Below are 12,293 nucleotides of genomic sequence, written 5' to 3'. Positions count from 1 at the left end.
ATTGAGAATCAGAAGTGGAAACCAGGGACTTGACGGCGATTAAAATCGCCAGGTGCGTTTCATCCCCATGTCTAAAGCCAGGGGCTTTCACGCACGGTTTTCGGTAATTCCAAATTTTGATATCTTCCCTGCCAAATTCCTAACTCTACACCCAAAGGAGGAATGGGAAATCTGCCGCGCTCATTTGCAGGTAATAAATAATATTTGCCTGCCAGAAGTTGATACACTTCCACCCTGGCTTGCCTGACTTCATAAATGCCATAAAAAGGCGGACGGATCACCTGCTCGTAAATCCAAAATTTTCCCGTTATGCGAGTTGTATCTCGTTCTTGGGAACCATCTCCAGAGACAAATTCCAGTACGATCGAAGGTGCGATGTATTCTTGCCAAAGAACGTAAGAACGCCGTACTTGACCGTCTAAAGTTGGCGGTACATTCGGTACGTAAAACCAATCAGGTGCTTCAGCGCCTCTTTCCGGTGGGTCGGTCAAACGCCAGTAAATTCCGCAATCTTGACCTATACAATACTGACCGTCTGGATGCAACTGCTGCAATACAGGCGTGATGGAATCGGTTAGCAAAATACTCTGGGGATGCTCCTGAAAATTTTTCACAAATGTACCATCAGACTCTGGTAACTGTGTGTGGTCTGGTAAACTCGATTCAAGATTCGGCGATGCGGTAAAAATAGAAGTCATACCTAGACCTCCGGTTCAACACCTAACGATCGTAACTGATCTGCCAATCTGTCAGCGCGTTGTCTTTCCTGTTCGAGACGTTCCTCTGCTGTTAGCAAAAGATTGCCTTGTGCATCCCACCAACGCAACCAGGGAAATTCCACATTCTGATACTGACCGTGCCAAATTCCTATCTCTACTCCCAGCGGTTCAATAGGATAATGACCTCGCTCGTTAGTTGGTATTAACTGATAGTTTCCGTTTACTAATTGATATACCTGCACTGCTCCAAGCGAGCCTTCATAAATGCCATAAAATGGGACGCGAATCGCTCTTTCATATACCCAAAACTTACCTTCATAAGGAGTTTTATTTCTTTCTTCCGAACCATTTCCCGATACAAATTCCAACACAATTAGCGGCGCGACGATTTCTTGCCATAAAACATAAGAACGGCGATATCTTCCGTTTAACATTGGTGGCACATCTGGCACGTAAAACCAATCCGGCGCTTCTGCTCCTCTTTCTGGCGGTTCTGTTATGCGCCAGTAAATTCCACAATCTCGACCGATGCAATACTGACCGTCGGGGTGACGTTTCTGCAAAATGGGAGTAATGCAATCTGTTAAGAGATCTCCCTCCGGAGGTTCTTGAAAGTTTTTCACGAAGTTTCCATCCGATTCTGGCAATTGTGTATGATCTGGTAAGGAAGTAGACAGATCTACAGGTGTGGCTATTTCGGTCATGCTGACCTCCTGCTAATCGGTAATTGGTAATTGACGATAAGTTATCGCCAATTACCATGATAACTTCTGCAATTAAGCCTTTGGCTTATAAGTCGATCGCACTTGCAATTCCTTCAACTGTTTCTCATCCACACCAGATGGCGCACCTGTGAGCAAGCACCGCGCTTGTTGCGTCTTCGGAAATGCCATTACATCCCGAATCGACTCTTCACCAGCTAACAGCATCACCCATCGGTCTAAACCGTAGGCGATCCCACCGTGCGGCGGCGTGCCATATTCAAATGCCTCTAACAAAAAGCCAAATTTATTCCGCGCTTCTTCTTGAGACAAACCAATAGTTTCAAACACTTGTTCCTGAACTTCGCGCTGATAAATCCGCCGACTGCCTCCGCCAAGTTCTACACCGTTAAATACCAAGTCATAAGCTTGCGCTCTCGCGGTTTTCAGGTCGTGCAAATCGTCGGGATGAGGTGCGGTGAATGGGTGATGCAGCGCTTCTAAACGCTTTTCTTCGGCATTCCATTCAAACATAGGAAAATCTGTTACCCAAAGCAAGTTAATTTTGTTTTGGTCAATCAATTCCAACTGCTGTGCAATAACTTGGCGCAATCTATCGAGGGTCTTATTGACAACTGGTATCGTATCGGCTGCAAATAACAAAAGATGTCCGGGTTTGGCACCGGTACGAGTCAGCAATTCCTGTTTTTGTGCTGCCGTCAGGTTATCTTTGATCGCGCCAATTGTATCAATTTCGTCATTATCCCGGACGCGGATATAAGCCAAACCTTTTGCACCTGCTTCGGCAGCTTCTTTGAATAAATCGCCACCCGGTTTGATCCGCACATTGGAGATAGCATCATTGCCGCCGGGAATGGGTAATACTTTAACAATGCCTCCAGATGCAACAGCACCTGAAAACACTTTGAATCCAGAATCTTTAAACAGATCGGAAACATTGACCAATTCTAAGTCGTAGCGCGTGTCGGGTTTATCGCATCCGTAACGTTCCATCGCTTCGGCGTAAGTCAGACGCGGGAAAGGTCGAGGTAACTCAATTCCTTTCACTTTTTGGAAAACATGACAAACTAATTCTTCATTGAGATTGAGGATTTCTTCAACAGACATGAAACTCATTTCCATATCTAATTGAGTGAATTCTGGTTGTCTGTCGGCGCGTAAGTCTTCATCCCGGAAACAACGGGCAATCTGATAGTAGCGATCGAACCCAGAAACCATCAATAACTGCTTGAATAATTGCGGCGATTGTGGTAGAGCAAACCATTCGCCCGGATTGACGCGGCTGGGTACGAGATAATCCCGTGCGCCTTCTGGTGTGGCGCGAGTGAGGATAGGCGTTTCAATTTCGATGAAGTTTTTCTCGTCTTCTAGAAAGCGACGGATTGCTTTGACGACGTTGTGGCGGAGTTGCAGATTTGCGGTCATGCGATCGCGTCGCAAATCCAAATATCGATATTTCAGTCGCAACTCTTCCCGCACCGTCTCCATTTCTGTGGTGGAAACTTGGAAAGGCAATTGCTTATGTACCTGATTGAGCAATTCAATTTCCAAAGCGTAAATTTCAATCTCGCCAGTAGGCAATTTGGGATTGAGAGATTCTTGTGGGCGTGGTGTTACTCGACCGACGATCTTGACTACATATTCGTTACGTAGTTTATCAGCTTGTTCGTAGGAGCTGGCGGTGCGCTGAGGGTCGCTGACAATTTGGACAATGCCGGTGCGATCGCGCAAATCCAAGAAAATCACGCCCCCGTGATCGCGGCGACGGTCTACCCAACCGCAAAGGGTGACAGTCTCTCCCACATGGGAGCTTCGGATTTGGCCGCAATAATGGGTTCGCATAGCTGTTAATTCAGAATTCTGGCACAAAGTATGGACGATCGAAAGATGCTGTCTAAGAATCTAGGAGCTTGGAGCAAGGCGTATCCTCAAGTCTCCCGACAGTATTAGAAAGCTTTCCCATTATGCAGCATTGAGCGCCCTTGCGTAATACAGCATTAGGGATACCAGTTTTTCAAGAATTTTAGGTGCATAAAGCTATTGTATTATAAAATAATACATAAAGTAGGGTGGGCACTGCCCACCCTACAAAAAGACATTGACCATCGTGCAGAAGGCTTACTTGTTATCGGACTTTGACAGATGAGCCATCAAAGCGTTCCAGGCAGATTTAGCAGCATCTGCCAAACGCACACCAATAGATTCCATTTCGCTAACAATCACCTGCCAGTTCTTTTCAGCTTGCTTCTGAATTTCCTGAACTGCTTGCTCAATTCGCTCCTTTTCGATCGACTGATTTTGTTCGACGGCTTCTCTTGCTTGACGCACAGCCTTGAGATAATTTTCGCGAGTAACTTCGCCAGCAGATTGAATCTCTGCTTGAGCGCGAGTTTTAATCGCATCAATGAGCAGCCAATTTCTCTCAGCTTCTTGCTGAACTAGGCGAACTGCTTCGTCAATTCTCTCTTTGGCGATCGCCTGATTTTCTGCGAGCGATTCCTGTGTTTGACGCACAGCATTCATGTAAGCTTCCTGGGTAAGTTCGCCAGCCGCCTGGATTTCTAATTGCACCCGCTTTTTAATGGCTTCAAATAAGGCTGCTGTTTCGTTGATTACCTCTTCAGTCGCGTTAGGCATTTCCTTTTTTACCAGGTCTGTTGTTTCGGGATTGACTTGCACAATCTCAGTTGTTTCGGATTTAACTTCTACAATTACCGATTCTGTAGGAACAGTAGGTTCGGTCATTTTTTTCTCCTAATTTGTTGTCAGTTGTCAGTTGTTAGTTGTGCGTTGTCAGTTGTTAGTTGTTAGTTGTGAGTTATCAGTTGTGCGTTGTCAGTTGTTAGTTGTTAGTTGTGAGTTATCAGTGCAACGGCATAAAAGTAATCTATCAGCTTTCCTCCCCCGCTCTCCCACTCCCCCACTCCCCCACTCCCCCACTCTTTCTACTGGTGGGAAGATACTTAATATCTGCTTGGCAGTTGTTGTTCGAGTTTCAGTAAAGCCTGAATGCGTGCCTCTGTAGATGGGTGAGTCGAAAACAAATTACCCAAAAATTCACCAGAGAAGGAATTGATAATTAAAAGCGGTTCAAAAGCGGGGTTGCCTTCGATCGGCATCTGCCTAGCACCCGCTTCCAAACGTTGTAATGCACGGGCTAAAGCGCGAGGATTTCCAGTTAGTTTGGCTGCACCGGCATCAGCAGAAAATTCTCTTGTGCGAGAGATACCCAACTGAATTACAGTAGCTGCGATCGGCGCGAGAATTACAGTTAGTAACATCCCCAAGGGATTGGGGCCATCGCGATCGTCTCGCCCGCCGGAAAACCACATACTGTAGCTCACCATTTGAGCAATAAAGGAGATCGCACCGGCAATTGTGGCGGAAACTGCTTGAGTTAAAGTGTCGCGATTGTAAATATGGCTGAGTTCGTGGGCAATAACTGCTTCTAATTCGTCATCGGGCAAAATATTGAGAATGCCTTCCGTAACAGCGACAGCTGCGTGTTCTGGGTCTCGTCCTGTGGCAAAGGCATTAGCTGCTGGACTGGAAACAATGTATACTCCTGGCATAGGTAAACCAGCGCGATCGCACAGTTTTTGCACCATTTGATACAAATTGGGTGCTTGCTCGTAGCTAATCGGCTGGGCTCCATAGGCAGCTAACGCGATTCGATCGGAGAAATACCAAGACCCCAGATTAGTGACAGCTGCTAGTGCCATCCCTATAAACGCACCAGTCCAGCCACCGATTAGCCAGTAGCCGATCGTAATTAACAGAGCGCTTAACAAACCCAATAAAGCAACTGTTTTAAATTGATTCATACGTTACTGCTCCCAGTTACATTCATTTAGATATCTCCAGACAAAAATCTCAAAGGCAGGCAGGATGCCTGCCCCACAAGAATTGTGGGAGAAATCTATTAGATATCTATCTACGCAATGACTTTTTGTGATATTTTGTTTCATTCTACCCAACCCAGATCGAGTGCGATGACGGCGAACGCCCACTCAGAGGTACGGTTTAACGCACCAATCTGGTTGATAAAATCGCTAGTTGCTGTCCTCAATACCAGATTTGGTTAAGCCCAACTATCGAGAGGTAGCAGGGTATTGGGCAGAAAACCAGTCTTTTAACTCAAAATTTTGGCAAAGGTTGGCAAATGTTACAAGATCCTAACATTCGGGTTCCCATAGCGATTAGTTTGGGTGCGATCGCAGGTGCGTTGTGTCGTTATTACATAACATTGTGGTTCGCGCAACGCTTCGGCACGGGATTTCCCTACGGGACATTTTTTATCAACATTACCGGTTGTTTGGCGATGGGTTTCTTTGCCACCTTGGCATTAGAACGGGTAGCAACTATTTCTCCAGAAGTGCGTTTGTTGATAACAACCGGATTTTTAGGCGCTTATACTACCTTTTCCACCTACGGCTTAGATACCATGAACTTACTGCGCGAGCGCACTTATTTGGCAGCAGGTCTTTACTGGGCAGGCAGTGCAATATTGGGAATTATCAGCGTCCAGCTGGGAATTATTTTAGCCCGATTGGGGAAATAGGCAGTTGCTATGATTGGGTAACAATTGACGATATAGAATCAGATCTGTGGGATCGCCAGCCCCTGGACGCGGCATTACTCCCTTCTCGCTCAAAGAATATGTATGCTTTGGGGGGAGTGGGGGAGCGGGAGAGTGGGGGAGAAAAGAACAACAGGTAACTTGCGATCGATAATCTTACGGCGGGAAGGGAGTAATCGAACTCGATCGCTGACGGGGATTCGCTGGGGCGACGGTAACGCGAGCGATCGCAGAATTTCTGCCTTTTGTGCGAGAAATGGTTAAGGATAGATTAACCACTCTGCAAAATATAGGAATCCTTCGGATCTTCATCGCGCCCCAACTTCGTTTAAACTGTTTTTAATTTTTATTTGTTAATTACGAGCTAAATCTGTGGCATAGTTAAACGCGGTAGCTGGATGCAGACCCAACCAAAAACAAGAAAAAAACTATTTAAAGTGTAGGTAAAATTATGGTCGTCAAAACAACAACTGATTTACTCATTTCCCTAGAAAGCGTCAAAAAATCCTATCAGCAACCCAACGGTCAAGAAATTACTATCCTGGAAAATATCAATTTCGATTTGCGTACTGGTGAAATTGTGGCTTTGTTGGGGCCATCCGGTTCGGGAAAATCAACTTTAATGCGAATGATTGCCGGACTTATTCCGCCCACTCTAGGCAAAATACTCTATCACAATCGTCCCCTAGTTGGCTTAAATCCAGGTGTGGCAATTGTATTTCAAAGTTTTGCTCTCTATCCCTGGTTAACAGTGTTAGAAAATGTAGAATTGGGCTTGAAGGCGAAGGGCGAACTACCCGATCGTCGGCGAGAAAAAGCTTTGCGAATGATTGACGTTATCGGTTTGGATGGGTTTGAAAATGCTTACCCGAAAGAGCTTTCAGGAGGAATGCGCCAACGAGTAGGTTTTGCCAGAGCTTTAGCGGTTGAACCGGAACTGTTATGTATGGATGAGCCGTTTTCGGCTTTGGATGTTTTGACTGCCGAAAACTTGCGATTTGAGTTATTAGATTTGTGGTTAGAACGCCGGATACCCACCCAGACTATTTTAATAGTAACTCACGGTATTGAAGAAGCTGTGATTCTTGCCGATCGAATTATAGTTCTAGGCAGAAATCCTGGCAGAGTAAGAGCCGATTTACCAGTTAAGTTACCTCATTATCGCGATCGCAAAAGTCCCAGTTTTCAATCTCTGGTGGATCGGGTTTATAAAATTATTACTCATCCGGATTTGATGCCAGAAGCAGTTGAACCAGAGCCTACCGTTTCTAAAATATCATCTACGCCACCGCAAAAATATCAATCATTGCCAGCGGTGCGAATTGGTTCTATTGCTGGTTTTCTAGAACTATTAGAAGACCAAAATTCTAAAGATTTGTACCGTATAGCTCAAGAATTACTCCTAGAAGTTGACGATATTCTACCTATTGTTGAAGCAGCGAAATTGATGGATATGGTGCAGATCGCGGAAGGGGATATCAGTCTCACTAGCGTGGGGCAACAATTCATTGCTGGTGGGATTGACGAACGCAAACAAATAATGCGATCGCAAATGCTCGATCGCATTCGCTTAGTGCAACAAATTACTAATTTTCTCCAAGCCAAACGCAATCATCGCATTCCAGAAGAACTGGTATTAGATATTCTTGAAAAATATTTTAGTACCCAAGAAGCACAACAACAACTAAAGACAGCTATTGACTGGGGTCGCTACGCCGAATTATATATCTATAACGAGCCAGCCGGAGAGATATTCTTAGAATCAGAAATAACCAGTCAGGAGTAAATCTAAAATCGCTATGACTAGACCGCTCACACCTGCAAATCAGACATTAAACCGAATTGGATGGACTTGGCAAGATGGCTTGTTATTGCTGTTGATTTTCGTTATGGCTGTAGCGATCGTCAAAACAGGCTCTCAATTCACCGGCCCTTTCGATGCCAGTTTAAAAATTTCCACCGATCTCAGCGTTTTACCGGGATATACAGCCCAAACTCTTGTTCGGATGGCAATTGCCTACTTTCTCTCCCTCAGCTTTACCCTTATTTATGCTTATATTGCCTATCGCTTCTCCCTAGCAGCTTTGATTTTAATACCCTTGCTAGATATTTTGCAATCTATCCCGGTTTTATCATTTCTACCTGGTGTTGTTCTGGCTCTAATTACTCTTTTCCCAGGTCAGCAAATAGGAGTAGAATTAGCAGCAATTTTGCTAATTTTTACAGGGATGGCTTGGAACATGATCTTTAGTTTTTACCAATCTCTGTGTAGTATTCCACGAGAATTAAAAGAAGCGGCTCGCATTTATAGGCTCAACCTCTGGCAAAGGTTTTGGACTTTGGAGTTGCCGGCGGGTGCGATAGGTTTAGTGTGGAACAGCGTCATGTCTGTGGCTGGGGGCTGGTTTTTTCTAATCGCCATAGAATCTTTTACGCTCAAAGATAAAGATTTTCGCTTACCGGGATTGGGCTCGTTTTTGGCTACAGCAGCTAGCGAGGGAAACTTTTGGGCGATCGGCTGGGGTTTAGCAGTCCTAGTTAGCATAATTTTAATAATTGATTTTTTTGTGTGGCGACCATTAATTGCTTGGGCAGAAAAATTTAAATTTCAAACAGTTGAAGCTACAAATGCTCCCCAATCGGCGGTGTTAGACTTTCTGCGTCGTTCTCCAACTTTGCGGATAATATCGGAAAGATTTTGGCAACCATTGCAGTCAGCAGTCGATCGCGGTTTGGTGAGAGCATTTCCAGTCAGCAACTTACCCGCAAATCCGCCCGGTCGCTTCGCTCCGATCCGTTGGCTGAATTGGCTTTTTGTCAGCGGTGCAGCCATAATCGTCCTGTGGGGAACTTGGGAAGCAGTTTTATTGCTGCGAGTATTAACTTTGGCTGATTGGCAAAAGGTAATAGTCGGCGCTGTATTGACTGCCTTGCGCGTGATTTGCGCCTTAGCCTTATCTTTAGTATGGACTGTGCCGGTGGGAGTAGCGATCGGACGCAATCCCCGACTCGCTCAAATCTTGCAACCGCTTGTGCAAATTGCGGCTTCAGTACCCGCAACTGCTTTATTTCCAGTTTTGTTACTGGCGCTTATCCATGTAGGCGGCGGTTTGCAAATCGGCTCGATCGCCCTCATGATGTTGGGAACCATGTGGTATATCCTTTTCAATGTGATTGCTGGCGCTCAGGCTATCCCAGCAGAATTGTTTGAAGCGGCGTTTGTGTACAAACTTTCGATTCTGGAACGCTGGCGCACTTTAATTCTGCCAGGAATTTTTCCCTATCTGATTACCGGCATTATTACAGCTGTGGGTGGGGCGTGGAATGCCAGTATTGTCAGCGAATATGTACATTTTCGGGGTCAGGTCGTCACGACGATCGGCTTAGGGGAAACAATTTCTCAAGCTACCGCAACGGGCAATTTTCCTTTACTTCTAGCAGCTACAACGGTAATGTCTGTGCTGGTGGTGCTGACCAATCGTTTAGTGTGGCGTCCGCTTTACAAATTGGCTCAGGAAAAATATCAGCTACTGATTTGACGAGTTTGGTGTAGCTGGTGCGATCGAATTGGAAAACTTGCTCTTCGTAAAGATACCTCTGTGCTGAGGCTGATATCATTCAGATGGAAGGACGAGTTACAGCTGTTGAATGGTTAACAACTATCGTCGGTTAGAAATTGCGGAATATGTTTTCCTGGCTGGCTCGGTGGCTGGGACAATCGTAGCTGCGATCGGCGGACAGATCGTCTACGTGGCTATACCGCTATCGGTTTTGGCGATCCTGAACTCGATCGTTCGCCGTCGCTCTGAGATCCAAACCAAACAGAGTACCAGTGCTGCGATTAGCCGCTTTCAGCGACAAATTGCCGGGGATATCGAATCTTTTTACGCCTCAGTTGGTTCTTTACCTTCTTCGCCAGAATTGCTTCCCTTGCAGTCCGATCGATTGCAACAGGTTGTGGCTTCATCTGTAAGGACTAACCTCAATCCCATCTATCGAGATGTCGCCGATCTGCGGGAACAGTATGCCAGTTTGCAGGACTCTCTGAGAAGTGTTGTGCAATACCTCAACAATTCTTCGCTTTCCACAAGGGTAGAGAATTTAGAACAGGCGATCGAAAAATTTTCTCAAAGCATCTCGGCTATTTCCAATCTGCTCGATGAACTAAAAGCGCAAGTACAAGAACCTCAACTGGAAAAACAAACTAGGCAAGAAAGGTTAACTTCGGAAAACGAGTCTTATAGGCTGCAAAGTCAACTCGATGAGCTAAAACAAGAAATCTTGGCGATTCGACAGCAGAAATCATCTCCAGAAGCTAGCGCTTATTTGGAAGTGCAAAGTCAACTCGATGAGCTAAAACAAGAAATCTTGGCGATTCGACAGGAAAAAACATCTCCAGAAGCTAGCGCTTATTTGGAAGTGCAAAGTCAACTCGATGAGCTAAAACAACAAATATCGCGGATTTTGGCCAAATCATCTCCAGACGCCAGCGCTTATTTAGAACTGCCAAATCAAGTTAACCAGCTAAAACAACAAATCTTAGCGATTCGACAGGAAAAAACATCTCCAGAAGCTAGCAGTAATTTGGAACTGCAAAACCAAATCAATCAGCTAAAAGAGGAAATTTTAAATATTCAACAGGAAAACCAAACAGAGTTAGCAGGAACAAGCGAGCGATCGCAAAGCTGGGAAAGTGATTGTTATTGGTTGCAAAACCAACTGGACGAACTAAAGCAGGAAATCTTAGCTCTTCAACTGGCACAACAAATTAAGGAAGAAAGCCAGGGTGGCAAAACTTCCGATGAAGAAAATATTCCGCCCGCGCAAAACAAGAGCGAACCTTCTCAACCGATATCGGCACTTATCAATCAACCCGATCCACAAATTTGGAGTTGTGTGCAAACTTTAACAGCACATACGGACTGGGTAGCTGCTGTGGCGATAAGTTCGGATGGGGAAAAAATAGCCAGTGCCAGTTTTGATGGCAGAATTAAAATTTGGAACTTGCACACTGGGGAATTAATCCGGATAATTTCGGAAAAAGCAGGTGTAGTTTATAGCATTGCTTACGCTTCTTATACGACGAATACCCACAATCAAAAAGCTGAAATTATTGCCAGTGGCGGATCGGATCTTACCGTTAAGTTATGGGATGCGGAAACAGGAGTAGGGATAGATACTTTCAGGGAACATTCCGGATCGGTGCGTTCTGTGGCGATCGCACCTGATGGCAAAACCCTTGCTAGCGGCAGTTTTGACCAGACGATCAAAGTAATGTCTTTGGCAACGGGAAAACAGATATACACTCTCACAGGTCATTTAGGAGCCGTGAGTGCGATCGCGTTCAGTCCGGACGGACAGTTGCTTGCTAGTGGTGGTGCGGACGGAAACATCAAATTTTGGCATTGGAACACCAGACAGCTGTTGCACACTTTGAGCGGGGATATAGGTGCAATTGGCGCGATCGCTTTTCATCCCAATGGGCTTCTGTTCGCCAGCGCCAGTACCGATCGAACAATCAAATTATGGGATTTGGGCACTCGCGATCGCATCTCCACTCTCATCGGTCATACAGGTGCAGTTACATCTGTGATTTTCAGTCCCGATGGTGAAAATATCATCAGCAGCAGCGCAGATGGTACGCTCAAGATTTGGCATTTAGAAACAGGTTTCGATCTGTGCAGTCTTCGGGGAGATTCAGCTAGTTCTCTCATATCCGCAGCCATCAGTCCCAACGGTCAAATGCTTGTGGCTGGGAGTGTAGACGGTACGATTCAAATTTGGCAGCGCCAATAATTCAGTTAAAATCAATTTGGATAATTTATAACGAGCAATATACCTAATGACGATCGCTCTTTTTTGATGTGGCATATAACTGAAACTCACGATATCTGGCACGTTGTCACAGGCAGTAACACAAATATTACCGGAGAAATCGAGCTAGAGGCATTTTATGTGGCTCAACTTATTGCTTCGCGTTTTTGGCTGGCACTGCTTTGCAAAAATTTGTTCAAAGCCGCATTGCAAAATGTAGAAGTTTCCCATCAATATATGGATGCTTTATTGACACTCAAGAGCCCTAAAGGGACGGGGATTCTTCATTCATAGACTCAGCTTGCTTGCGACTGGATTACTCCAGCCAAAGTAGCGGCCAAATCTCCTGAAGCGTTCGGATCTTCGATCCAAGTTCCGGTATGCCCTACCGTACTCAAGGCTACTTTTAGAATCATCAGTGCCGCATTCCAATCCCTGTCCAAAATCAATCCACATTTA

The 12,293-nt window shown here is 45.3% G+C and carries 11 protein-coding genes and 1 pseudogene; 5 read left to right on the top strand and 7 right to left on the bottom strand.

The features are described 5' to 3' along the window. Positions 1-71: 71 nt before the first annotated feature. From H6G03_RS35150 to H6G03_RS35130, 5 genes are all read right to left on the bottom strand, one after another. Positions 72-698, bottom strand: coding sequence for a Uma2 family endonuclease (locus tag H6G03_RS35150; protein ID WP_190475217.1), 627 nt, complete (start codon positions 696-698; stop codon positions 72-74). A gap of 2 nt (positions 699-700) precedes the next feature. Continuing rightward, the gene (locus H6G03_RS35145; protein WP_190475216.1) at positions 701-1,423 is read right to left on the bottom strand and encodes a Uma2 family endonuclease; all 723 of its coding nucleotides are present in this window, start codon (positions 1,421-1,423) and stop codon (positions 701-703) included. A gap of 72 nt (positions 1,424-1,495) precedes the next feature. Continuing rightward, on the bottom strand, positions 1,496-3,283 hold the full coding sequence (gene aspS, locus H6G03_RS35140) for an aspartate--tRNA ligase (protein WP_190475213.1): 1,788 nt from the start codon (positions 3,281-3,283) through the stop codon (positions 1,496-1,498). A gap of 276 nt (positions 3,284-3,559) precedes the next feature. Then, positions 3,560-4,186 carry a hypothetical protein gene (locus H6G03_RS35135; protein ID WP_190475212.1) on the bottom strand — a complete coding sequence of 209 codons (627 nt, stop codon included), beginning with the start codon at positions 4,184-4,186 and terminating at the stop codon, positions 3,560-3,562. Between the two features lie 218 nt (positions 4,187-4,404). After that, positions 4,405-5,265 (bottom strand): zinc metalloprotease HtpX, encoded by an 861-nt coding sequence (locus H6G03_RS35130; RefSeq protein WP_190475210.1) that lies wholly within the window; start codon positions 5,263-5,265, stop codon positions 4,405-4,407. 338 nt (positions 5,266-5,603) lie between these two features. Here H6G03_RS35130 and crcB point away from each other — a divergent pair, with 338 nt between their 5' ends. Next, complete coding sequence (gene crcB / locus H6G03_RS35125; protein WP_190475208.1) at positions 5,604-6,002, top strand: fluoride efflux transporter CrcB; 399 nt, start codon at positions 5,604-5,606, stop codon at positions 6,000-6,002. 174 nt (positions 6,003-6,176) lie between these two features. Here crcB and H6G03_RS39080 read toward each other — a convergent pair whose 3' ends face one another. Next, positions 6,177-6,299, bottom strand: coding sequence for a hypothetical protein (locus H6G03_RS39080; protein ID WP_255512311.1), 123 nt, complete (start codon positions 6,297-6,299; stop codon positions 6,177-6,179). Between the two features lie 172 nt (positions 6,300-6,471). On the opposite strand from H6G03_RS39080, the gene H6G03_RS35120 reads away from it, so the two are divergent. The 4 genes from H6G03_RS35120 to H6G03_RS35105 all read left to right on the top strand — a co-directional run bounded on the left by H6G03_RS35120 (position 6,472) and on the right by H6G03_RS35105 (position 12,128). Beyond that, entirely contained in the window at positions 6,472-7,806 is a 1,335-nt protein-coding gene (locus tag H6G03_RS35120) for an ABC transporter ATP-binding protein (RefSeq protein WP_190475206.1), read from the top strand. A 13-nt stretch (positions 7,807-7,819) separates the two neighbouring features. After that, the gene (locus H6G03_RS35115) at positions 7,820-9,559 is read left to right on the top strand and encodes an ABC transporter permease (protein ID WP_190475204.1); all 1,740 of its coding nucleotides are present in this window, start codon (positions 7,820-7,822) and stop codon (positions 9,557-9,559) included. A 109-nt stretch (positions 9,560-9,668) separates the two neighbouring features. Beyond that, complete coding sequence (locus H6G03_RS35110; protein WP_190475202.1) at positions 9,669-11,816, top strand: WD40 repeat domain-containing protein; 2,148 nt, start codon at positions 9,669-9,671, stop codon at positions 11,814-11,816. Between the two features lie 66 nt (positions 11,817-11,882). After that, a complete protein-coding gene (locus H6G03_RS35105; RefSeq protein ID WP_190475200.1) occupies positions 11,883-12,128 on the top strand; it encodes a Coq4 family protein in 246 nt (81 codons plus the stop codon). Here the strand turns inward: H6G03_RS35105 and H6G03_RS38515 are convergent. Beyond that, positions 12,100-12,293, bottom strand: a pseudogene (locus tag H6G03_RS38515) (RNA-guided endonuclease TnpB family protein); the annotation flags it as partial. The gene H6G03_RS35105 and the pseudogene H6G03_RS38515 overlap by 29 nt on opposite strands.

Origin of the sequence: Aerosakkonema funiforme FACHB-1375 (assembly GCF_014696265.1) — a bacterium.
Classification (GTDB): Bacteria; Cyanobacteriota; Cyanobacteriia; order Cyanobacteriales; family Aerosakkonemataceae; genus Aerosakkonema; species Aerosakkonema funiforme_A.
Note: the sequence above shows the minus strand (reverse complement) of the source record. Positions and strands in the feature narration are given on the sequence as shown.

Coding starts and splice junctions, on each gene's coding strand:
- H6G03_RS35135 (WP_190475212.1), bottom strand. CDS start 4,186: ATGACCGAACCTACTGTTCCTACAGAATCGGTAATTGTAGAAGTTAAA.
- H6G03_RS35110 (WP_190475202.1), top strand. CDS start 9,669: ATGGTTAACAACTATCGTCGGTTAGAAATTGCGGAATATGTTTTCCTG.
- aspS (WP_190475213.1), bottom strand. CDS start 3,283: ATGCGAACCCATTATTGCGGCCAAATCCGAAGCTCCCATGTGGGAGAG.
- crcB (WP_190475208.1), top strand. CDS start 5,604: ATGTTACAAGATCCTAACATTCGGGTTCCCATAGCGATTAGTTTGGGT.
- H6G03_RS35150 (WP_190475217.1), bottom strand. CDS start 698: ATGACTTCTATTTTTACCGCATCGCCGAATCTTGAATCGAGTTTACCA.
- H6G03_RS35120 (WP_190475206.1), top strand. CDS start 6,472: ATGGTCGTCAAAACAACAACTGATTTACTCATTTCCCTAGAAAGCGTC.
- H6G03_RS35145 (WP_190475216.1), bottom strand. CDS start 1,423: ATGACCGAAATAGCCACACCTGTAGATCTGTCTACTTCCTTACCAGAT.
- H6G03_RS35115 (WP_190475204.1), top strand. CDS start 7,820: ATGACTAGACCGCTCACACCTGCAAATCAGACATTAAACCGAATTGGA.
- H6G03_RS35130 (WP_190475210.1), bottom strand. CDS start 5,265: ATGAATCAATTTAAAACAGTTGCTTTATTGGGTTTGTTAAGCGCTCTG.
- H6G03_RS35105 (WP_190475200.1), top strand. CDS start 11,883: ATGTGGCATATAACTGAAACTCACGATATCTGGCACGTTGTCACAGGC.